Origin of the sequence: Pelomonas nitida, from assembly GCF_043555975.1 — a bacterium.
Lineage (GTDB): Bacteria > Pseudomonadota > Gammaproteobacteria > Burkholderiales > Burkholderiaceae_C > Pelomonas > Pelomonas nitida.
In genome coordinates, this window is record NZ_JBIGIA010000005.1 from 201589 (window position 1) to 224051 (window position 22463).

Consider the following 22463-nt stretch of genomic DNA (forward strand, 5'->3'; position numbering starts at 1 on the left):
GGTCAGAAGGGACGGAAGTTGCCGTGGGTGCCGGTGGCGAGCGGCCGCAACGGGCTGCCCTGGGACATGCTTCGCATCGGCGAGTTCGGCGCACGCCGCTCGACGAAGCCCGCCGCGTCCTGCCGGCCTTGCGCTGGGCGGCGGCTGGCTTCGCGTTCCGCGTTGAAGAAGGCCACCGACTGCTGCAACTGCGCAGCCTGGCTGGAGAGTTCCTCGGACGTGGCGGCCAGTTCCTCGGAGGCGCTCGCGTTCTGCTGCGTGGCCTTGCTGAGCTGGCCCATGGCCCCGCCGATCTGCGTGACCGACTGGCTCTGCTCCTGCGACGCCGCCGCGATCTCCTGCACCAGCTCGCTGGTCTTCTGGATGCTCGGCACGATCTCGTCGAGCAGCTTGCCCGCGCGCTCCGCGGTGCTCACGCTGTTGCCCGCCAGATCGCCGATCTCCTTGGCCGCCTCCTGGCTGCGCTCGGCGAGCTTGCGCACCTCGGCCGCCACCACCGCGAAGCCCTTGCCATGCTCACCCGCACGCGCGGCCTCGATGGCCGCGTTCAGCGCCAGCAGGTTGGTCTGGTAGGCGATGTCGTCGACGATGCTGATCTTCTGCGCGATCTGCTTCATCGCCACCACCGTCTGCGTGACCGCCACGCCGCCGTCGGCCGCCTCCTTGCTGGCCTTCGTCGCCATGCCATCGGTGACGCGGGCACTGTCGCTGTTCTGGCTGATGCTGGCGGAGATGAGCTCGATGGACGACGTCGTCTCCTCGACCGACGAGGCCTGCTCGCTGGCGGCCTGCGACAGGCTCTGCGCCGTCGCGCTGACCTGGTTGGCGGCACCGGAGAGCGCATCGGCCGCGCCGCGCACTTCCTCGATGATGGCGGACAGCTTCTCGCTCGTGCGATTGGCGTCGTCGCGCAGCTGCCCGAACACGCCCGAGTAGTCGCTCGTGATGCGCTGCGACAGATCGCCCTCGGACAACGCCGACAGCACGCGGCTGACGTCGCCGAAGATGACCGTCGTTGTCTCGAGCAGCGTGTTGACGCCCTCACACAAGCGCGACACGAGCCCGGACTTGCCCGCCATCGGGATGCGCTGCGTCAGGTCGCCGTTGCGCGCGGCGGCGGCCACCTGCTCCGCTTCGCCGACTGCCTGCTCCAACGCACGGGCGGACGCCACCTGGGCACTCACGTCGGTGGCGATCTTGACGATCTTGATCACGCGTCCCATCTCGTCCTTCACCGGTGCGTAGACGGCCTGGATCCAGACCTCCTGGCCCGACTTGGCGATGCGCCGGAACAAATCGTTCTGCGGCCGGCCGTCGTTCAGGTCGCGCCAGAACTGGGCGTACTCCGGGCTGGCGGCGAGCTTGGGGTCGCAGAACATGCGGTGATGCCGGCCCTTCACATCGTCCAGGCTGTAGCCCAACGTGCGCAGGAAGTTGTCGTTCGCGTGCAGCACATGACCGGTCAGGTCGAACTCGATGTACGCATAGCTCGCGTCGACCGCCGCCAGGATGCCGCGGGCGTTCTGCCGCTCGATCTCCTGCTCGGTGATGTCGTAGCGCACGCCGAGGTACTTCAACGGCTTGCCGTTCTCGCCCAGGATGGGCGCGATGACCGCGTCCACGTAGTAAGGCGTGCCGTCCTTCGCGCGGTTCTTCACCATGCCACGGAAGATCTCGCCCCGCCCGATGGTGGACCACATCTGCTTGAACACCTCCTTGGGCATGTCGGGGTGGCGCGTGGTGTTGTGCCCGTGGCCGATCAGTTCGCTGCGGCTGTACTTGGACACCTCCAGGAACTTCTCGTTGATGGACAGGATGTCGCCCTTCTTGTCCGCCTCCGAGACGATGCTCGTGACGTTCATGATGTCCGTGCGAACCTTCAGTTCGGCCTGCGCGTCGCGCAGGCGCGCCTCGGCGTCGGCGCGGGCGGTCTCGGCGGACTGGCGAGCTGCCTCGGCGGCGTCCAGTGCCTTGCCGGCGATCAGGCGGATGATCCAGGAGGCCTTGTTCATGGCAGTTGTCCTTCGTTGCAGCGATGTGCGTTGGTGCGGTCAGTCAGGCGGAGAGGTGTTCCGCAGCGGGCTCGTTGGCGTGTCGCCGGCTCGTGGATTCGGCCGCCAGCTGGCCGAGGGCGGGTACGTCGAAGATCAGGGCCACCTCGCCATTGCCGAGGATGGAAGAGCCCGCCATGCCGCGCAGCCGGCGGAACAGGCAGCCCAGCGGCTTGATGACGGTCTGGTGCTGGCCGAGCAAGGCATCGACCAGCACGCCGAAGCGGGTGTGGCCGGCCTTGAGCACGACGATGCTGCTGCGCACGGCCTGCGGCCCGTCGATCGCGTAGAGCGTGCGCAGCGACACGACCGGCAGCAGCTGCCCGCGCAGCTCGACGACGCCGCGCCCGCGCGCATCGAGCACGGCGTTGCCCGCCCGGCCCTCGATGACCTCGACCACCGCGTCAAGCGGGAAGATGAAGCGCGAGGCACCGACGCCGATGAGGAAGCCGTCGATGATGGCCAGCGTCAACGGCAGGCGGATCTCGATGGTCGAGCCCTGCCCCTCCACGCTCTCGAGCAGCACGCTGCCGCGCAGCGCCTCGATGTTGCTGCGCACGACATCCATGCCCACGCCGCGGCCGCTGAGGTTGGTGACCGTCTCCGCGGTGGAGAAGCCCGGCTCGAAGATGAGGCGCAGGATGGCGTTGTCGTCCGGCACCGTGCCGTGCTCCAGCAGGCCGCGCTCCCAGGCGCGCTCCAGCACCTTGCGGCGCTGGATGCCGCGGCCGTCGTCGACGATGCGGATGACGATGCTGCCGGCCTCGTGGTGGGCCGACAGCGTGAGCCGCCCCTGCGCCGGCTTGCCCGCCGCCTCGCGCTGGTCCGGTGTCTCCAGGCCATGGTCGAGCCCGTTGCGCACCAGGTGCATCAGCGGGTCGGCGATGCGCTCGACGACGCTCTTGTCGAGCTCGGTGTCGCCGCCAATGATTTCCAGCTGCACGGACTTGCCCAGCTCGGCGGCCGTGTCGCGCACGACACGGCGGAAGCGCGCAAAGGTTTCGCCGATGGGCACCATGCGCAGCTGCAGCGTGCCGTTGCGGATTTCCTCGATGAGCCGGCTGATCTGGCCGTTGGCCTCCATCAGCTGGCGCTGCTGCGTCTGCCGGGCCAGCAGCTCGGCGCCGGCACCCGCGATGACCAGTTCGCCCAGCAGGTTGATGACGGCGTCCAGCCGGTTCGCCTGCACGCGGATGAAGCGCTGGTCTTCGCCGTTGCCCGAAGCACCCGCCGTGCCGGTCGCCTCGCGGCGGCGCTCCTGCTGCTTGCGCAACGCGGCGTCCACCACCTGCGGCGCCAGGCCCGTCTGTTCGGTGAGCAGTTGCCCCAGCAGGGCCGGCTCGCCCAGCGCGGCCGCGGCCTGCTGGCTGCGCAAGCCCTGCTGCAGCTGCATCGGGCTGATGGCACCGGCCGCCACCAGGATGTCGCCCAGCCGCGGGTTGTCCGGCATGGCGTCGATCAGGTCCGCGAACTGCGCGGCCGTCGCGCCCGGGTTCATCACATGGAGCTGGCAGTCCTCGCGCACGAAGCTGAAGGCATCCTCGATCTGCTCACGGCTGGCCTCCGACACCAGGCTGAAGATGAACTCCAGGTGGCAACTCTCGGGGTCGAGTTCGTCCAGAGCGGGCACGCCGCCGACGTCGCACACCATGTGCGTCACGTCGCCCAGGCCGCGCACGTAGTTCAGCACCGCCAGCGGGTCCATGCCGTTGCGAAAGACGTCGCGGCCGAAGGCCACCGACACGTGCCACGGCCGCTGCAGGGGCGCCTCGCCGCGTGGCTCGGCGGGCAGTTCGTCGGCGCTCGGCGCGGCCGTCACGCCCGCTGCGGCCTGCAGCTCGGCGACCAGCGCGCCGCGCTGCTCGGCAGCCGCCTCATCGGCCGGTTCGCCGCCCGCCTCGGCGACGAGCGCGCGGATCTGGTCGTTGCAGCGCAGCAGCAAGGTGCTCAAGGCCGGTGTCAGCACCACCCGCCCCTCGCGCAGCCGCTGCAGCAGTGTCTCCACGTGGTGGGTGAAACCGACGATGTCGTCCAGCCCGAACAGCCCGGCCGAGCCCTTGACGGTGTGCGCGCAGCGGAACAGCGCGTTCAGCAGCTCGGTGTCGTCGGGGCGGTCTTCCAGTTGCAGCAGCAAGGCTTCCAGGCCCTCGATCTGCTCCTGCGCTTCGCTCAGGAAGGCTGGCAGCGCCTCGGCGATGAAATCGGCATCGGTGCTCATGCGGCCTCCGGAGTCGTTGCGGGCTGGAGATCCCTCAGCCAGTCGGCCAGGCCCAGGGCCGCGCAGGCCTCGCTCAGCGGCCGGCTGGGAGCCTGCAGCCGCAGCACGCAGTCGCGCGCGGCCAGGCCGCGCTGCAAGGCCACGAGCAGCTGCACGCCGGCGCCGTCGACCTGGTCGACGGCCTGGCCGTCCACCAGTGCTTCGCCACCGGCTGCGGCCGCCTCGCCCGCCCACGCCAGCCACTGCGGATGCAGCTCCGCCGCCGTGTAAATGCTCAGTTCGGAAGGAAGGGCCAGCGCATCCATGGGAGCCTCCGCGCTCAGGGCAGCACCAGCTTGGACACGGCGTCCAGCAGCTGCGGTGGGTTGAAGGGCTTGACGATCCAGGCCTTGGCGCCCGCCTGACGGCCGCGGTTCTTGGCGTCTTCCTCGCCCTCGGTCGTCAGCATGACGACGGGGATGAAGCGGTGACGCGGGTGCTGCTTGACCTGCGTCACGAAGGTGATGCCGTCCATGTTGGGCATGTTCACGTCGCACACGATGAGGTGGACTTTCGGAGCCTGGGCCAGCGCTTCCAGCGCGGCCACGCCGTCACCGGCTTCCAGGACGTCGTAGCCGGCACGGGTCAGGGCCAACCGCACCACGGTGCGCAACGAGGTCGAGTCGTCGACGATGAGAATGGTCTTGGCCATTGGCGTCCTCAGAAAAAGGTGGTCTCAGTGAGCTGGGCCGGCGTGGCCTGCACGACGTCGCCGCGGCTGACTGCGCGTTGCTCCGCAGTCGTGTAGCCGGCGGCAAGCAGTTGCTGCCAGGCGCTTTCGTCTGGCGCCTGGCCGCGGGCTGCCGCCTGCTGCACGGCAGCGCTCGCCTGCGTCATGGAGTCGCGCAGCTGATCCAGGATCTGGTGCACGCGGTCCTGGAACTGGAAGGCCATCAGCAGTTGCTCCACCTGCGCCTTCACCTGCTCGCCCTGAGCGCTCTGCTCGGCGTTGCGCTGCTGCAGATCCGCCACCGTCGCGTTGACCTGCGAGACGACCTGACCCACGGTTTGCTCGGAGGCCTGGATGGCTTCGGTGTCGCGCGAGGCAGACTCTGTCGCCATCGCCAGCGCCTGCTGCATGTGCTGATCGAACTCGCGCACCTGCTCGCCGATGCGTCGGCCGGTTTCGCCCGATTCGGCGGACAGCCGGCGCACCTCGCTGGCGACCACCGCAAAGCCCCGCCCTGCGGCGCCCGCGCGCGCGGCCTCGATGGCTGCGTTGATGGACAGCAGGTTGGTGTGGCGGGCGATGTGGGAGACGTCCTCGGCCATGCTGTGCAGGCGCCCGGAGGACTCGCCCAGCGTGCGCACCGTGCCCAGCATCTCGTTGCGCGACTGGACGAAGCGGTTGAAGTTGGCCAGCAGGCCGCGCAATTGCTCGTCGCAATCGGCCAGGACGGCCAGCCCGGCCGTATCGCCCTGGGCACCGCCGGCCGAACCCACGAGGCCGTCCAGTTGCTGAAGGATGTCGCCGAACGAGCCCAGCATCTGCTCGACTGCGTCGCGCAACTGCGCTTGTGCCGTGGCAATGTGAGTGGCCCAGGTGCGCGAAGCCTCGTCCAGGCGGTTCGCCAACTCGCCTGACGGCATGTCGCTCACCGCCGCTGCCACGCCGGCCCCCTGGGCAGCGCCGCTGCGGCGCGACTGCCAGCGCCAGCCGATGGCCAGCACACCCACCACGGCCAGCGCCCACAGGCCCCAGGCCGCCGCCATGCCGCCAACCGCCAGTGCCACGCCAGCCAGCAACCACAATCCCGACGCCGCCGCCACACGCAAGCGGCGCGGCGGGAAGGCGGCCGCCGCTGCGGGCGCGGCACCCGTTGCTCGAGGCGCAAATGATGGATAGCTCATCTTCGACCGTCTCCCATCAGGGCTGCGACGCGCCGAGCTGGCAGCCCGGGCCACCGCGCTCACTGAGCATCGTTAATATCAATCTTGTCGAATCAGCGCCCCCCTGAACAGTGCCTGCAGGCGGCGAAGACGTGTCTCACGGGCTTTCTGCACAAAAAGCTGGCTGACAGGATCAGGTCGTGATATGGGCCCCGGCCACGCTGGGCGATGCGCCAGGCACGCGGGGCAGAAGTGCTTCAGCCAGGCCCGGCGAGTGCGGCGAGACGGGCGACGAGACGGACGGCGAGACACGCAATGACACGGGCTTTGCGCGGCGCAGGGGGGGGCGGAGCAAAGGGCGTCGCCCCAAGAAGCCCTGTCTCTGCTGCGGGGCCGCGCGTTCACGCAGCGCCCTCCGCGCGACGCCACCGGCGCCGGCTGCGGGGCAGTCCTGCGAATTCAGACGATCTTCAAACCGCCGCCATCCCGGCGGCGGGTGTGCTCAGCACTTGATGCCGGCGTGCAGCGCGACGATGCCGGCGCTGAGGTTGTGCACATCCACATGGCCGAAGCCGGCCGTCTTCATCATTGCCTTGAGCGTGGCCTGATCCGGGTGCATGCGAATGGACTCGGCCAGGTAGCGGTAGCTCTCGGCATCGCCCGCGAACAGCGAGCCCAGCTTGGGCAGGATGTTGAAGGAGTACCAGTCGTAGGGCTTGCGCAACGGCTCGGCAATCTTCGAGAACTCCAGCACCAGCAGCCGGCCGCCGGGCTTGAGCACCCGGCACATCTCGGCCAGCGCGCGGTCCTTGTGCGTCATGTTGCGCAGGCCGAACGCGACGCTGACGAGGTCGAAGCTCTCGCTCTTGAACGGCAGCTTCTCCGCATCGGCCAGGCTGGTCGGCAGGATGAGCCCTTCATTGAGCAGCCGGTCCCGGCCCTGGCGCAGCATGGCCTCGTTGATGTCGGTGTGCACGACCACGCCGGTCTCGCCGACCTTGCGCGCGAACGCACGCGACAGGTCGCCCGTGCCGCCCGCGATGTCGAGCGCCCGCTCGCCGGGCTTCAGGTTCGCGACCTGCAGCGTGTAGGCCTTCCAGGCCCGATGCAGGCCGGCCGACATCAGGTCGTTCATCAAGTCGTACTTGGAGGCGACCGAGTCGAAGACGCTGCGGACCTTGCCGGCCTTCTCGCTCTCATCGACGGTGCTGAAACCGAAGTGGGTTTGGCTCATGTCAGTAGTTCTTTCGTATGCGGGCCGCGCGCCGGGCCGCTCCCAAGCCGGCTAGACCGGGCGAGGGGCGCCATATCAGTGGCAGGAGCCGCCGGCCTTGACGGGCATGGGGTCGTCGCGGCCCTTGCCGGCCGCCACCAGGCGGGCCTCGTAGTCGCGCCACAGCGCGTCCTGCTCGCTGCCGAGCTTGTAGAGGTAGTCCCAGGTGAACAGCCCGCTGGCGTGGCCGTCGCTGAACTCGGGCCGCACCGCGTAATGGCCGACCTGGTCCAGCCCCGTCACGACGACATCGCGCTTGCCGGTCTGCAGCACTTCCTGGCCAGGGCCGTGGCCCATCACCTCGGCGGACGGGCTGTAGACGCGCATCAGCTCGAACGGGATGCGGAAACGGGCGCCATCGTCGAAGGCGATTTCCAGTACGCGGGACTGCTGGTGGACAGTGATGTCGATGGGCGCGGGCATACCGGGAGTTTCCCTCAGTTATCGCGGCGCGCGCCGTCAGAAGCCCTGATAGGTCGGCAACTGCCCGTCCTTGGGTCGGACCTGCGTGAAGCGCGCGGCCAGCCGGGACTGCACGCTGACCGGCAGCGGCGCGAAGCCGGTGCCACGGGTCAGGTCGTCACCGTGCATGAAGCACCAGTACAGGAACTTGAGCGCCCCCAGAGCCTTGGCGCCCGTGGCGGGCTCGGCGTCGACGAGGACGAAGCTGGTCAGCGTGATCGGCCAGGCGTCGCTGCCCGGGCGGTTCAGCAGCGTGGCGAGGTCGTCACCCTGGCGGTACATGTCGCTCTCCAGGATGGCCGCGCGGAACCCCGCCTCGGTCGGCAGCACGAAGCGCCCATCGGCGTTGCGCAGCTTCACGGCGGCGAGCTTGTCGTGCAGCACGCGGTCGAACGACACATAGGCGATGGCACCGGGCGTGGCGCGCAGCGACTGCACCATGCCGTCGTTGCCCTCGGCCTTCACCAGCTCGCCCGGCCAGGCCGGCGCCTGGCCGGCGCCCACCTCGGTCTTGAAGGTGGGCGACACGGCGGCGAGGTAGCGGGTGAAGCCGTCTGTCGTGCCCGACTTCTCGGCGCGCACCACGCGGGTGATGGGCAGCGCCGGCAGCGTGACGCCCCGGTTCAGCGCCACGATGCGCGCATCGTTCCAGGCCTTCACGCGGCCCTGGAAGATGTCGGCCAGCAGCTCGCCGTCGAGCTGCAACGGCACGGCCAGCGTCGGCAGGTTGACCACCGGCACCACGCCACCCACCAGCATCGGGATCTGCACCAGGCGCTGGCCCGTCAGCCCGGTCGGCGGCAGCGGCGTGTCGGTCCCGGCAAAGTCCACGGCGCGAGCGCCGATCTGCTTGACGCCATCGCCCGAACCCGTGCCCTTGTAGGCCACCGTCCCACCACCGGCCTTCTCGAAGGCCTTGGCCCAGGTGTTGTAGACCTTGGACGGAAAGGTGGCGCCCTGCCCTTGCACGGGCTGCGCAGCAGCGGCAAAGGCCAACAGCAGGGAGGCCGGAACGACCAGGGCCAAGCGTTTGAGGACAGACATGACAGCGCTCGAAAAAATCTTGGTGGAAACCCACGATCATGCCCTGTGCCTTCCGGGACCCGCCGAAGGCGAGCGCTCTAATCGCGCTTTTGATTGGCCTGGAACCTACTGCACCATGCTTCGCCCGACCCGCCATCGCCTGGCCCTCGCCGCTGCCCTGCTGGGCCTTGCCGCCCACGCCTCGGCCCTCGACCTGAGCGGCCTGTCCAAGGACGTCCAGCCCTGCGACGACTTCTACGCCTTCGTCAACGGCGGCTGGGAGGCCGCCACCGAACTGCCGGCCAGCCGCGCCCGCATCGGCAGCTTCGACCAACTGCGCCAGAACAACGACGCACTGCTGGCCAAGGCGCTGAAGGACCTGGCCGACAAGCCCGCCCTGCAGACGACGCCCGGGCTCAAGCTGATTGCCGCCTACTACGCCAGCGGCATGGACGAGGCCGCCATCGAGGCGCGCGGCCTCAGCGCCGTGTCGCCACTGCTCAACCGCATCGACGGCCTGCAGCGCCGCGAAGACCTGCCCGCACTGCTGGCGCTGCTGGCCCGCAGCGGCGTGGCCGCGCCGCTGGGCTGGGGCGTGGCGCCCGACCGCAAGGACACGCGCCGCAACGTGCTGATGCTGGGTCAGTCGGGCCTGGGCCTGCCGGACCGTGACGACTACTTCCGCACCGACGAGCGCACGCGCACCGTCACCGCCGCCTACCGCAGCTTTGCCGCCGCGGTGCTGTCCGCCGCCGGGCGCCCGGCCGGCGACGCTGAGCTCGACGCGCTGCTGGCCTTCGAGAGCCGCCTGGCCGACGCGACGCGCGAGCGCGCCAAGCTGCGCGACCCCAACGCCAGCTACAACCCGATGAGCCCCACCGAGCTGGCAGCGGCCGCGCCGGGCCTGGACTGGGCGGGCTACCTGGCCGTGCTGACGGCGGGCGCCAAGACGCCGCAGCGCCTCATCGTCGGCCAGCCGGAGTTCGCCACGCGCGTGGCCCAGCTCGCCGCCGAGACGCCGCTGGACGTGTGGCGCCGCTACCTGACCCTGCGCACGCTGGACGCCGCAGCGCCACGGCTGCCCAAGGCCTTCGCGAGCGCCGCCTTCGACTATCGGGGCAAGACCATCACCGGCCTGCAGGCCCCGCCGCCGCGCAGCGAGGACGTCATCCTGCAGATCGGCGGGCGCACCGGCGGCGAGCCCGTGGGCCTGGCGCTGGGCGAGCTGTTCGTGGCCCGCGCGTTCTCGCCCGAAGCGCAGAAACGCTCGCTGCAGCTGCTGGACGATGTGCGCGCCAGCATGAAGGAGCGCATCGAGAAGCTCGAGTGGATGACGCCCGGCACCAAGGCCAAGGCGCTCGAGAAGCTCGCGGCGATGCAGCCCATGATCGGTGCCCCCGACAAGTGGCCGCAGTTCGAAGGCCTGCAGCTGGCCGCCAACGACTATGCCGGCAACTGGCTGCGCACCGCGCTGTGGCACAGCGGCCAGCAGGTCAAGGACCTCGACGCGCCGGTCGAGCGTGGCCGCTGGCGCACCAGCCCGCACATCGTCAACGCGTTCGCGGGCGGTCTCAACCAGATCATCTTCCCGGCCGGCATCCTGCAGCCGCCGTTCTTTGACGCCAAGGCCGACGACGCCAGCAACTACGGCGGCATCGGCATGGTCATCGGCCACGAGATCACGCACCACTTCGACGACAGCGGCCGCAATTTCGACGCCGGCGGCTCGCTCGCCGACTGGTGGACGCCGGCCGACGCGGCCGGCTACAAGGCCCGCGCCGACAAGGTGGCGCAGCGCTACGGCGCGATCTCGCCGCTGCCGGGCTACAACATCAACGGCCAGCTGACGCTCGGCGAGAACATCTCCGACATGTCGGGCCTACCCATCGCCTACGAGGGCCTGCAGCGCGCGCTCAAGCGCACCGGCGGCGCCGACCGCAAGATCGACGGCTACACCCCCGCGCAGCGCTTCTTCCTCAGCAACGCCCTGGTGTGGCGCTCCAAGGTGCGCATGGAATACCTCATCAACCAGCTGCGTACCGACCCGCACTCGCCGGCCAAATACCGCGTGCTGACGCCGATGAGCAACTCGCCCTACTTCGCCCAGGCCTTCGCCTGCAAGGCGGGGAGCGCGATGGTGGCAGCGGATCCGTTGACGGTCTGGTGAAGTGTTGTTGATGGGCTTGTTCGTTGGTTGCTTTGGCGACGAGCCTTATTGACTCGTTGCCGAGTTGCCGGGAGTCCGCCCCGGCGGGCGGATAACTTTTCCCTGTCGCGCCAGAGAAAAGTCACCAAAAGAGAAGCGCTGAACGCAATCCGCACTCGAGCGGGGCTCCGCGCTCGCAGTGCTTGAACCAGAACGCGCCCCGACGCGAACCGCTGCGCTCTCGCCCACCACTTGTGCCGAGCAACACAGCTCGGACCAGCACCCCGCTTAACGCGCGGCTGCACGCCGGCGCTAGGCAGTCGAAATACCAACAGCCGCGCCGCCGGCGGCGCTGCATTGGGCTGTTTTGGTGAGCACGGCGTGCAGCCGCGCGTCGGACGGACAGGCGGGGCGATCAAGCGCGCTCGTCACAAGTCAGACGCGAGAGCGCAGCGGTTCGCATAGGGGCGCCTTGCGACCGAAGGTTTTCGCGCGCCGCTCATCGCGGCGCCGCGGTCGTGTGCGGTTCAGGGCCTCTTCTTTGGTGACTTTCTTCTGGCCCCCCGCAGAAGAAAGTTACCCCGCCGCCGGGCGGGACTCCCGGCAATGCACCGAGCACGCGCCCCCTCCGCAAGAGCAACCCACAAAAAACGGGGCCGCAGCCCCGTTCCCATTCAGCAGCCCAAGCCGCTCACCACTGCAGCTTCAGCGTATACGCCCCCGTGCCGCTGTAACGCAGCACCTGCACATACAGCGTCACCGAAGCCGACCCGCCATTGGCGTAGCTCGTGCTGTCGACCTGCCCTGCCGCCTTCTCGCTCTTCGCCAGCGTCGTGCCCGAGGCGTTCTTCACGTAGAGGTCGAAGTCGTTGCTGCTGCTGGCGATGGTCAGGGTCGCGGCCAGCGTCTTGCCGGCTGGCAGCACCACCTTGAAGTAGTCGGTGTCGCTGGTCGAGCTGATGGAGCCGTTGACCGTCGCCGCCGACGCCACCGTGTTGGCCGTGGCGATGGTGTTGTTGGACTCCGTTTCATTGACCGTCGTCGGCGGTGTCGTCGTGCCGCTGATGGCCGCCACGGCTGCCGCCGCATCGAGGATGCCTGAGCCGCATTGCGAGCACGTCGCCGGGAAGGCGCGCGCGCTGCTCTGCAGAGCAGCCTTGATCTCGTCGGGCGTCGCGGTGGGCTTGGCACTGAGCATCAGCGCCGCCACGCCAGCCACGTGCGGCGTGGCCATGGAGGTGCCCTGGTAGTAGGCGTAGCTGTCGGCGCCCGGCGTGGTGGTGCCCGCGTTCAGCGTGCTGAGGATGCCGTTGCTGCTCGACGAGCTCGTGTCGCCGCCCGGTGCTGCCAGCGCCACGATAGAGCCGTAGTTGGAGTAGTAGGCGCGCCCGCCGTTGCGGTTGGTGGCCGCGACGGCGATGACGCCCGAGCAGTTGGCCGGGCTGGAGCTGCTGGCGTTGGTGCTCTCATTGCCGGCCGCGACGACGACGACCGTGCCCCGCGAGCGGGCGCTGTTGATGGCGTTCTGCGACGTGGTGTCGCAGGCGCCGCTGCCGCCCAGCGACATGTTGATGACACGCGACGGCGTGGCGTTCGTCGGCAGGCCCGACACCGTGCCGCCCGAGGCCCAGATCATGCCGTCGGCGATGTCGGAGGTGTAGCCGCCGCACTGGCCCAGCACGCGCACCGGCTGGATCTTGGCGTTGTAGGCGATGCCCGCCACGCCCAGCGAGTTGTTGGTCTTGGCGGCGATGGTGCCGGCCACGTGCGTGCCGTGCCAGCTGGAGTTGTAGGCCGGCTCGCCGCTCGCGCACTCGTTGGCTGCGGTGTAGTCGCCCGGGTCGCTGGGGTCGCTGTCACGGCCGTTGCCGTCGTTGGACACCGTGGTGTCGATGATCATGTCGTAGCCGGCGACCGTCTGGCCCGACAGGTCGGCATGGGGGCGGATGCCGGTGTCCAGCACGGCGACGACAACGCCCGTGCCGGTGGCCACGTCCCAGGCCGCCGGGGCGCGGATGCCGCCGGTGGTCTCGTACAGGTCCCATTGCGACGTGTAGCTCGTGTCGTTGGGCGTGAGCATCGGGTACATCTTGCGGTCCGGCTCGGCGTAGGCGATGTTGGCATCGCTGGCCTTGAGTTCGGCCGCCAGGCGCTCCAGGTCGGCGTGCGGCAGTGCGCGATCGAGCTTGAAGACATGGGCGCCGGTGCCGGTCTGGCGCAGCACCCGGGCCTGCGCACCACGCACGCCCAGCGCCGTGTTGAGCCGGCCCACGCGCTGCGTCATCGCATCGGTTTCGACGCTGCGCGCACGCAGCACGCGAGCATCCGCCGTGTCGGTTTCCGCCGCGTCGCGGTAGGCAATGATCAGGCGGTCGGTGTGGGGCGTGGCGCGCTGCACGAGGCTCGCGATACCGAGATCGGACTGCGCCGTCGACACGCCCGCCTGGCCAGCACCGGCTGCCAGCAGCCCGCAGGCCAACGCGATCAGGGATCTCCGGTTTGCAAAGACAAAACTCATCTTGGTGTTTCCGCAAAGGTCGCCGTGTCGGACGGCGCGCCGGCCCGGCCACAGGGGATCTCCCCATGGGGCGCCGCCTGTTCGCGGCTTGCCGGCGGACCTCCCGTAGGCCCTGTTGTCCAACGCCGGCGTGGCGCCATCCGAAGCGGGTTCGAGTCTGTCAGTTCGGCGCCGCAGAGCTGTCACCCCACGCAGGGACGGGGTGGCCCGAAGCGGGCATGTCCCGATGGCCTGGTGGTGACGAATGGCATGGGGCGCCGCGAGTGATCAGGCCTGCGGCGGTTGCAGCTCGTCGGCGCTTTCCCGCGGGCCATCGCACGCGGGCAGCAACTCGTCGCCTGTGGCTTGGGGTCCTCTGACCGGGCCACTAGCCTGAACACAGGTCGCGGCAATTCGCGTCAGCGGCCGCCCCCCACAGGAGACCACCATGCCCACATCCCCCCTCGCCCGCCATCTGATCCCCGGCCTCGTGGCCCTGGCTGCCACTGCCGCTCCGCTGCTGGCGCAGGCCGATGCCCTGGAACGCGTCGAGATCCGCGGCCGCGTCGTCGAGGCCACGCCGCGCCACAACGTGCGAGCGGCCTGCCAGAACATCGACCGCCAGCTGCAGCGCACGCTGGCCCGCACCTGGGCTGACGAACACCTCTTCGGCGAAGTGAAGGTGAAGATGGTGATCCTGAACGGCGACATCGCCACCGTCGAGGCCCGCGGCCTGTCTTACGAAACCGCGCGCAACGTGCGCAAGGCCGTGCGCCGGCTCGACTGCGCGCCGGGCGACAGCAGCGCGCAGCTCTACCGCTTCAGCGTCGAGTTCGTCGACCCCGACCGGCCGGCCAGCGACAGCGCAACCCGCACCGCCGCCGACGACAGCCTGCGCATCAGCGGCTGAGGGCCTGGGCGATGGCGGCGTCCACCGCCGCCAGCGGCTGCGCCAGGCGCGCCGCCGCGCCGCCGGCCACCTCGTCGCGCTGCGGCGCGGCCCACACGGGGGCCGGGAAATGGCTGTCCCAGTCGAACCGCGCGATGACGTGCCAATGCAGGTGCGGCACGACATTGCCCAGCGTCGCCAGGTTGACCTTGGTGGGCGCCAGCCGTGCGCGCAGCACCTGCTCGATCGCCGTGACGGCGTCCATGCAGGCGTGGCGTTCGGGCGCCGACAGGTCGCTGAACTCGGCCACGTGAGCCGCCCAGATCAGGCGGTAGAACGCCGGAAACCGCCGCGCCTCGTCGCCCTCGACGACGCGCACGACGCGGTACTGCGGCGTGCGGGCGACCACGAGGCCGCCGTCACCGGTACACAGCGGGCAACTCACACCAGCACCCGCTCGATGCCGCCGGCGTTGGCCTTGGCCACGTAGTCCGGCATCCAGTTCTCGCCGAGCATCTGGCGCGCCATCTCGACGACGATGTAGTCGGCCTCCAGCAGGCCGTTCTGCAGGTCACCCTGGTAGCGCGACAGGCCCTGCAGGCAGCTGGGGCAGGACGTGAGGATCTTGAGGTTGTCGTCCGCCGCGACCTTGCCCGACTCGCGCAGTTGCGCCTCGGCCTTGCGCAGCTCCTCTTCCTTGCGGAAGCGCACCTGCGTGGAGATATCGGGCCGCGTGACGCCCAGCGTGCCGCTCTCGCCGCAGCAGCGCTCGCTCTTCACGACGCCATCGCCCACGAGCGCCTTCACCGTCTTCATCGGCTCCTGCTGCTTCATCGGCGAATGGCAGGGGTCGTGATAAAGGTAGCTGCTCTTGGAGCCCAGCGTGATGCCTTTCTCCAGCAGGTACTCGTGGATATCGATGATGCGGCAGCCGGGGAAGATGTCCTCGAACTTGTAGCCCTGCAGCTGGTCGAAGCAGGTGCCGCAGCTCACCACCACGGTCTTGATGTCGAGGTAGTTCAGCGTGTTGGCGACGCGGTGGAAGAGCACCCGGTTGTCGGTGATCATCTTCTCGGCCTTGTCGAACTGGCCCGAGCCGCGCTGCGGGTAGCCGCAGCACAGATAGCCGGGCGGCAGCACCGTCTGCACGCCGGCATGCCACAGCATGGCCTGCGTGGCCAGCCCCACCTGGCTGAACAACCGCTCGGAGCCGCAGCCGGGGAAATAGAACACGGCTTCCGTCTCGCTGGGCGTGGCCGGCGGGCGGATGATGGGCACGTAGTTCTTGTCCTCGATGTCCAGCAGTGCGCGCGCCGTCTTCTTGGGCAGGCCGCCGGGCAGCTTCTTGTTGATGAAGTGGATGACCTGTTCCTTGACCGGCGCGCTGCCGACCGTGGCCGGCGGCGCACTCGTCTGCTTGCGGCCCGCGGGCTTGAACAGGTCCACCGCCAGGCGCTGCGCCTTGAAGCCGATGCCCACCATGGCCGTGCGGGCCAGCTTGATGGTCTCGGGGTTGGTGGCGTTCAGCATGAACATGGCCGCCGCGTTGCCGGGGCGCCAGGTCTTCTGGCCCATCTTGCGCAACAGGTTGCGCATGTTCATCGTCACGTCGCCGAAGTCGATCTTGACCGGGCACGGCGTGAGGCACTTGTGGCAGACCGTGCAGTGGTCGGCCACGTCCTCGAACTCCTGCCAGTGCTTGATGGACACGCCGCGGCGCGTCTGCTCCTCGTACAGGAAGGCCTCGACAAGCAGCGACGTGGCCAGGATCTTGTTGCGCGGGCTGTAGAGCAGGTTGGCGCGCGGCACATGCGTGGCGCAGACCGGCTTGCACTTGCCGCAGCGCAGGCAGTCCTTCACCGAGTTGGCGATGGCGCCGATGTCGCTCTGCTGCATGATGAGCGACTCATGCCCCATCAGGCCGAACGACGGCGTGTAGGCATTGCGCAAATCCGCCGGCAGCGACTCGTCCTTCAGCAGCTTGCCCTTGTTGAAGCGGCCCTCGGGGTCCACGCGCTGCTTGTAGGCCGTGAAGTTGGCCAGTTCGTCATCGCTGAGGAACTCGATCTTTGTGATGCCGATGCCGTGCTCGCCGGAGATGACACCGTCCAGGCTGCGCGCCAGCACCATGATGCGGGCCACGGCCTCGTGGGCCGTCTGCAGCATCTGGTAGTTGTCGCTGTTGACGGGGATGTTGGTGTGCACATTGCCGTCGCCGGCATGCATGTGCAGCGCCACCCACACGCGGCCGCGCAGCACGTCCTTGTGGATGCGCTTGAGCTCGGCGATCAGCGGCTCGAAGGCGGCGCCGGCGAACAGGTTCTGCAGCGGCTTGAGGATCTGCGCCTTCCACGAGGCGCGCAGATCATGGGTCTGCAACTGCTCGAAGAAGCCGTTGTCCAGCCCATCCAGCCACTGCTGCCACAGCGCGCCGACCTCGCGCAGCAGCGCCAGGGCCTGCTGAACGCGGTCTTCCAGCAGCTCGGCGCTGGGAATCTCGCCCGCGTCATCGCTCTTGCCCAGCGGCAACTTGCCCGTCGTGAACAGCGCCTGCAGCGCCGCCACCAGCGCCAGCTTGTTGCGCAAGCTGAGCTCGATGTTGATGCGCTCGATGCCCAGCGTGTACTCGCCCATGCGGTGCAGCGGGATGACGACGTCCTCGTTCACCTTGAACGCGTTCGTGTGCTTGCTGATCGCTGCGGTGCGCTTGCGGTCCAGCCAGAACTTCTTGCGCGCATCGGCGCTGACGGCGATGAAGCCCTCGCCCGAGCGGCCGTTGGCCAGGCGCACAACTTCCGACGTGGCGCGTGCCACGGCATCAGCGTCGTCGCCGACGATGTCGCCGATCAGCACCATCTTCGGGAAGCCACCGCGCTTGCTCTTGGTCGCGTAGCCCACCGCCTTCAGATAGCGGTCGTCCAGATGCTCCAGGCCCGCCAGCAGCACGCCGGTGGACGCCACCGAGAACATGTAGTCCTTGATGTCGACGATGCTGGGCACGCAGTCCTTCGGGTTGCCAAAGAACTCCAGGCAGACCGTGCGCGTGTGCGCCGGCATGCGGTGCACGATCCAGCGCGCGCTGGTGATGAGCCCGTCGCAGCCTTCCTTCTGGATGCCCGGCAGGCCGGCGAGGAACTTGTCCGTCACGTCCTTGCCCAGGCCTTCCTTGCGGAACACGCGGCCAGGGATGTTGAGAACCTCGGTCTTCTCCAGCGTCTTGCCCGAGGCGTCGAAGTAGCGCAGCTCGAAGCTCGCCACCTCCACGTCGTGGATCTTGCCGAGGTTGTGGTTCAGGCGCACGACCTCCAGCCACTTGGCCTCGGGCGTGACCATGCGCCAGCTCGCCAGGTTGTCCAGCGCCGTGCCCCACAGCACCGCCTTCTTGCCGCCCGCGTTCATGGCCACGTTGCCGCCGATGCAGCTGGCCTCGGCCGAGGTCGGGTCCACCGCGAAGACGAAGCCATGCTGCTCGGCCAGGTCCGCCACGCGCTGCGTGACGACACCGGCCTCGCTGAAGATGGTCGGCACGTCGCGGTCCAGGCCCGGCAGCTTCAGCATCTCGACGCCGCGCAGCGCTTCCAGCTTCTCGGTGTTGATGACGGCGCTGTTCCACACCAACGGCACCGCGCCGCCCGTGTAGCCCGTGCCGCCGCCACGCGGGATGACGGTCAGGCCCAGCTCGAAGCAGGCGCCCACGAGGCCGGCCATCTCGGCCTCGGTGTCCGGCGTCAGCACGACGAAGGGGTACTCGACGCGCCAGTCGGTCGCGTCGGTCACATGGGCCACGCGCGACAGCCCGTCGAACTTGATGTTGTCCTTGGCCGTGTGCCGGGCCAGCGTCTTGGACGCGCGCTTGCGCAGGCCCGCCACGCGCTCGAACATCGCCGCGAACTCGGCCACGGCGGCCTGGGCGGCCGTCAGCAGCTCGCCCACGGCGGCGTCGCGCTGCGCATCGGCGGCCGGGTCACGGCGCTTTTGCACCTCGGCCAGCCGGTGATGCAGGGCCTCGATCAGCAGTGACCGCCGGCCCGGGTTGTCCAGCAGGTCGTCCTGCAGATACGGGTTGCGCTGCACCACCCAGATGTCGCCCAGCACCTCGTACAACATGCGCGCGGATCGGCCCGTGCGCCGCTCCAGCCGCAACTGATCCAGCAGCGACCAGGCCCGGGAGCCCAGCAGCCGGATGACGATCTCGCGGTCCGAGAACGACGTGTAGTTGTAGGGAATCTCGCGCAGGCGAGGCGCGTCAGTGTCGGCTGCAGCAGCGGCAACCGGCATCAGGGGATGGGGGGCGTTCATAGAGGGAAAGGATCGTAGCGCAGCGCTGTTTCCCCCAGAATCAGCGGGATGAAGCCCTGGCCCTACCCTCTTTGGCTCGCGCACCGCGGCGCCGGCAAGCTGGCCCCGGAGAACACGCTGGCGGCGTTCCGCGTCGGCGCGGGTTTCGGCTTTCGAGCCTTCGAATGCGATGTGAAGCTCAGCCGGGACGGCGAAGCCTTTTTGTTGCATGACGACACGCTGGACCGCACGACCGACGGCCGGGGCTCGCCCGCCGAGGTGGATTGGGCCGACCTGGCGCGGCTGGACGCCGGTGGCTGGCACAGCCCGCCGTTCGCCGCCGAACCACTGCCCCGCCTGGCGCAGATCGCCGGCTTCTGCCAGGCCAACGGCTGCGTGCTGAACATCGAGATCAAGCCCTGCCCGGGCGTCGAGCGCGTCACCGGCGAAGTCGTCGCGCGGGAGGCCGAGCGGCTGTGGGCCGGCGCCGCCGTGGCACCGCTGCTCAGCTCCTTCAAGCCCGACGCGCTGGAAGGCGCCCGTGACGCCGCCCCCGCCCTGCCCCGCGCGTTGCTGCTCGACGAGCTGTGGGCCGGCTGGCCCGAGGCGGCAGACGCGCTGGGTGTCGCCGCCGTCATCACGAACTGGCGGCTCATGGACCGCGCGCTCGTGCAGCAGTTGCACGCCAAGGGCTGGCGCGCGCTGGTCTACACCGTCAATGACGCGCCGATCGCCGAGCGGCTCATCGCCGACGGCATCGACGGGATCATCACGGACCGAGTGGACCTGCTCGGCCCGCGCTGACCCGGCACGCCCGGCGCCGCGCGCGACCCGCCAGGCTGGCGCACCGTCCGCGTGACAACCTCGTTACGGCCGAGCTTCGGCCCGTGCGCCCCACGCGGCACGAACCTCCTCAAACTTGCTGACGCAGCCCTGCGCGCTGGCGTTCGTCTTGACTTACCGTAACGCCAAAACAGTGCGGGACGAGCCGTCGGGTCCTGTGCCTCCATGGTCTTGTGCCAAGCGCGGGAGTCCCCATGACGCTCATCGTTCCCGGAGTCGAAGTCAAAGTCGTCAAAGACGTCCTGACGCCGCAGCTGGCGCCGTCCGGCGTGCTCGGCCTCATCGCCGTGACCGAAGTCCAGCCGCCCGGCGGCGTGGGCCGCGCCGCCAGCTGGAACAGCTTTGCCGAGTCATTTGGCGCCGCCAGCGCATTCAGCGCACCGGAGGCCACGCAAGCGCTGGCCAACGGCGTGTTCGAGCTGGTGGTGAGTGCCGTCGACGCCTCGACCACCACCGCCGCCAGCCTCGACATTCCCTCTGACAGCGGCAGCGGCAAGGCCTTCACGCTGACCGCCAGGGCCGGCGGCGTCTGGGCGAACGGCCTGACCGTGACCATCGAGCTTCGATCAATCGCGACCAGCAAGGACGACGGCACGCCTGACACGCCCATCAAGGTGTTCGACCTGGCGGTGCAGCGCCCCGGCAGCACCGGCGATGCCGAGACCTTCCGCAACCTCTCGATGGACCCCACCTCGCCCCGTTACGTGGTGACGGTGGTGAGCCTGCAGTCGCAGATCGTCACGGTCACCGACATCGACAAGAAGAAGGGCCCCAAGGCCAGCGACAGCAAGGCGCCGTACCAGCTGGCCGGCGGCAAGGATGCCGGCCGGGCCGACTACCAGGCCGCGCTGGACAAGCTCGTCAACGAGCCCGATGTCGACATGGTGCTCGTCAGCGTGCAGGACCTGAGCAACCTGCCCCGGCTGGCGCAGATCTACGCCGACCTGATCGCCCACTGCGATCGCATGAGCACGCGCAGCCAGGGGCGCGTGGCCTTCGCGGGCGTGCCCGGCAACACGGAGGCGCTGATCCGCACCAACAGCGCCACGCTCGTCAACAGCCTGGTGTCGGACCGCCTCATGCTGGTGGCCCCCTTCAACACCGTGGGCGCGGTGGCCGGCATGGTCGGCAGCCTCGACTTCTTCCAGTCACCGACCTTCAAGCGCCTGGCGCTCGGCGGCGTGAACCCCGCCATCGGTGTGGAGGCGCAGCAGGAGCTGCTGAAGGAGAACGTCGTGCCCATCGTGGCCCAGCGCGGGCGCGGCGTGATCGTCGTGCGCGGCCTCACGACCGACGGCGATCAGGTCAGCGTGCGCCGTGTGGCCGACCGTGCGGTGCGCGGCGTCAAGACCATCGGCGAGCAGTTCATCGGCCGCCTGAACAACGAGTTGGGGCGCGGCGCCCTCAAGCAGAACCTGATCGGCTTCCTCGTGCAGATGGAGAAGGACGGCGCCATCGTGCCGTCCACCGATGGCAAGGACCCGGCCTTCAAGGTCAACGTCTATTCCAGCCAGGCGGACTTCGCCCAGGGCATCGTGCGCGTGGACATGGCCGTGCGGCCGGTGCGCGCGATCGACTACATCTACGCGACCGTCCTGGTCCAAGTCTGAGAGGCCGACGATGGCAACCATCTTTTCCGCCAACCGCAGCAACGTCCTGGTCGACGGCGAAGCCATCGAAGGGCTGCAGTCACTGGCCTTTCGCGTCGTCACGGAGCGCGAGGACATCCGCGCCATCGGCAGCGCCGAGCGCGTCGGCATCAGCTTCGGCCTGCGCACCGTGCAGGGGGAAATCGCGGTCCGCTCGGCGAATTACAAGCTCGACGATCACCTGACGGCGCAGTCGGCCTTCCAGATCGTGGCCAACCTCAAGAAGGACGAGGCCGCCGACGGCCCGAAGCGCACCGTGTCCTTCGACGACTGTTTTGTCGAGAACAAGGACTTCAACATCGGCGCCGGCGGCACGGTGATCACCACCTACGCGTTCTCGGCGACTCGTGTGCGCGAAGAGTGAACACCGCCGCCGATCTGCAATCCGGCGACTGGCGCTGGCTGGCGTTGGGCGACACCCGCTGGGCCGTGCGAGAACTTGAACAGGGCCAGGTGCTGGAGGTGTCGTGGCCCGTGGGCCAGGCCGACGCCGGCACCGTGCACTGGCCGCGCTGGCGCTATGGCGACCATCTCACGGCCTTGCGCGCCGGGCTCTCGACGACCGGGCACCGCGCAGGCAATGACGCCGCCAGCGCGCGCGTGCACCTCGATCCACGCCGCTACCTGGCAAGCTCGCCCGCCTTCGCCGACCTGGAAGAGCCCAGCCGCCGCGAGTTGTTGCCGGTCGCCCTGTGGTGGGCGGGTGGCGGTGACGACGCGCCCACCGTTTTGCCAGACGCGCAAGGCCAGCTCACGATCGACGGGCGCCCATTCACCTTGCGCCGCTGGAGCCATCGCGAGCGACTGGCCAGCCTGCTGTCCTGCCTGGACGCTGACGACGACGACAGCGCGACCGAGGATGCCCGCCACTTCGACGCCGTGGCCTACCTGGACGCCATGGTCCGGTGTGCCGTGGCACCGGGCCTGTCGGGCCCGGCCCTCGACGAGTTGCCGGCGCGCTGGGCCTTGCCACTGATCGATGCCGTCGTGGCGTTGAACGTCACGCAGCCGCAGCAAGAGCCGCTGCCGGGCACCGGGCCACGAGCGCAGGCGGCTGCCGCGCAGACGCTCAGCCTGTGCCGCGCGCTGGGCTGGACGCCGTCGCAAGTGTGGGCCGCACCGGCGGCGGAGGTGGACCGGCTGCTGGCACTGATCGCGCTGGCCGAACCCCGGCCCGCGCCACGGCATGAGACGAAGAGGCCGGGCCTGGCCAGCCACCCCGATGCGGTCGTGATCCGCATCGAGGACTGAGCCGAGAACCCGGC

At 69.2% G+C, this 22463-nt stretch carries 17 protein-coding genes; 6 read left to right on the forward strand and 11 right to left on the reverse strand.

What is annotated here, in order from left to right; translation table 11 throughout:
* Positions 1–2: 2 nt before the first annotated feature.
* From ACG00X_RS08320 to pstS, 8 genes are all read right to left on the reverse strand, one after another.
* Positions 3–2012, reverse strand: a complete 2010-nt coding sequence (locus ACG00X_RS08320) for a methyl-accepting chemotaxis protein (protein WP_394487613.1) — start codon at positions 2010–2012, stop codon at positions 3–5.
* A gap of 43 nt (positions 2013–2055) precedes the next feature.
* On the reverse strand, positions 2056–4269 hold the full coding sequence (locus ACG00X_RS08325) for a chemotaxis protein CheA (protein WP_394487614.1): 2214 nt from the start codon (positions 4267–4269) through the stop codon (positions 2056–2058).
* Positions 4266–4574, reverse strand: a complete 309-nt coding sequence (locus ACG00X_RS08330; RefSeq protein WP_394487615.1) for an STAS domain-containing protein — start codon at positions 4572–4574, stop codon at positions 4266–4268. Before ACG00X_RS08330 ends, ACG00X_RS08325 begins: the two co-directional genes overlap by 4 nt.
* Positions 4575–4588: 14 nt before the next feature.
* Positions 4589–4960, reverse strand: coding sequence for a response regulator (locus ACG00X_RS08335; RefSeq protein WP_394487616.1), 372 nt, complete (start codon positions 4958–4960; stop codon positions 4589–4591).
* 8 nt (positions 4961–4968) lie between these two features.
* Entirely contained in the window at positions 4969–6159 is a 1191-nt protein-coding gene (locus tag ACG00X_RS08340) for a methyl-accepting chemotaxis protein (RefSeq protein WP_394487617.1), read from the reverse strand.
* Between the two features lie 481 nt (positions 6160–6640).
* Positions 6641–7372, reverse strand: a complete 732-nt coding sequence (gene ubiE, locus ACG00X_RS08345) for a bifunctional demethylmenaquinone methyltransferase/2-methoxy-6-polyprenyl-1,4-benzoquinol methylase UbiE (RefSeq protein ID WP_394487618.1) — start codon at positions 7370–7372, stop codon at positions 6641–6643.
* Positions 7373–7447: 75 nt separating this feature from the next.
* Positions 7448–7834 (reverse strand): gamma-butyrobetaine hydroxylase family protein, encoded by a 387-nt coding sequence (locus ACG00X_RS08350; protein WP_394487619.1) that lies wholly within the window; start codon positions 7832–7834, stop codon positions 7448–7450.
* Between the two features lie 36 nt (positions 7835–7870).
* A complete protein-coding gene (gene pstS / locus ACG00X_RS08355; RefSeq protein WP_394487620.1) occupies positions 7871–8917 on the reverse strand; it encodes a phosphate ABC transporter substrate-binding protein PstS in 1047 nt (348 codons plus the stop codon).
* A gap of 115 nt (positions 8918–9032) precedes the next feature.
* Between pstS and ACG00X_RS08360 the strand changes: the two genes are divergently transcribed.
* Positions 9033–11063, forward strand: a complete 2031-nt coding sequence (locus ACG00X_RS08360) for a M13 family metallopeptidase (protein ID WP_394487621.1) — start codon at positions 9033–9035, stop codon at positions 11061–11063.
* A 670-nt stretch (positions 11064–11733) separates the two neighbouring features.
* On the opposite strand, the gene ACG00X_RS08365 is transcribed toward ACG00X_RS08360, so the two are convergent.
* Positions 11734–13560, reverse strand: a complete 1827-nt coding sequence (locus tag ACG00X_RS08365; RefSeq protein ID WP_394487622.1) for a S8 family peptidase — start codon at positions 13558–13560, stop codon at positions 11734–11736.
* Between the two features lie 427 nt (positions 13561–13987).
* Between ACG00X_RS08365 and ACG00X_RS08370 the strand changes: the two genes are divergently transcribed.
* Positions 13988–14449 carry a hypothetical protein gene (locus ACG00X_RS08370; RefSeq protein ID WP_394487623.1) on the forward strand — a complete coding sequence of 154 codons (462 nt, stop codon included), beginning with the start codon at positions 13988–13990 and terminating at the stop codon, positions 14447–14449.
* Here ACG00X_RS08370 and ACG00X_RS08375 read toward each other — a convergent pair.
* Together ACG00X_RS08375 and ACG00X_RS08380 are read right to left on the reverse strand one after the other, a co-directional pair.
* Positions 14439–14873: an HIT family protein gene (locus tag ACG00X_RS08375; protein ID WP_394487624.1), complete on the reverse strand. Its 435-nt coding sequence runs from the start codon at positions 14871–14873 to the stop codon at positions 14439–14441. The genes ACG00X_RS08370 and ACG00X_RS08375 overlap by 11 nt on opposite strands.
* Complete coding sequence (locus tag ACG00X_RS08380) at positions 14870–18727, reverse strand: DUF3683 domain-containing protein (protein WP_394487625.1); 3858 nt, start codon at positions 18725–18727, stop codon at positions 14870–14872. The genes ACG00X_RS08375 and ACG00X_RS08380 overlap by 4 nt, the downstream gene beginning before the upstream one ends.
* A 48-nt stretch (positions 18728–18775) precedes the next feature.
* On the opposite strand from ACG00X_RS08380, the gene ugpQ reads away from it, so the two are divergent.
* The 4 genes from ugpQ (at position 18776) to ACG00X_RS08400 (ending at position 22449) form a co-directional block, all read left to right on the forward strand.
* Positions 18776–19510, forward strand: coding sequence for a glycerophosphodiester phosphodiesterase (gene ugpQ / locus ACG00X_RS08385; protein WP_394487626.1), 735 nt, complete (start codon positions 18776–18778; stop codon positions 19508–19510).
* A gap of 233 nt (positions 19511–19743) precedes the next feature.
* Complete coding sequence (locus ACG00X_RS08390; RefSeq protein WP_394487627.1) at positions 19744–21159, forward strand: phage tail sheath subtilisin-like domain-containing protein; 1416 nt, start codon at positions 19744–19746, stop codon at positions 21157–21159.
* A 10-nt stretch (positions 21160–21169) separates the two neighbouring features.
* A complete protein-coding gene (locus ACG00X_RS08395; RefSeq protein ID WP_394487628.1) occupies positions 21170–21562 on the forward strand; it encodes a hypothetical protein in 393 nt (130 codons plus the stop codon).
* Positions 21559–22449, forward strand: a complete 891-nt coding sequence (locus ACG00X_RS08400) for a hypothetical protein (RefSeq protein ID WP_394487629.1) — start codon at positions 21559–21561, stop codon at positions 22447–22449. Before ACG00X_RS08395 ends, ACG00X_RS08400 begins: the two co-directional genes overlap by 4 nt.
* Positions 22450–22463: the final 14 nt, after the last annotated feature.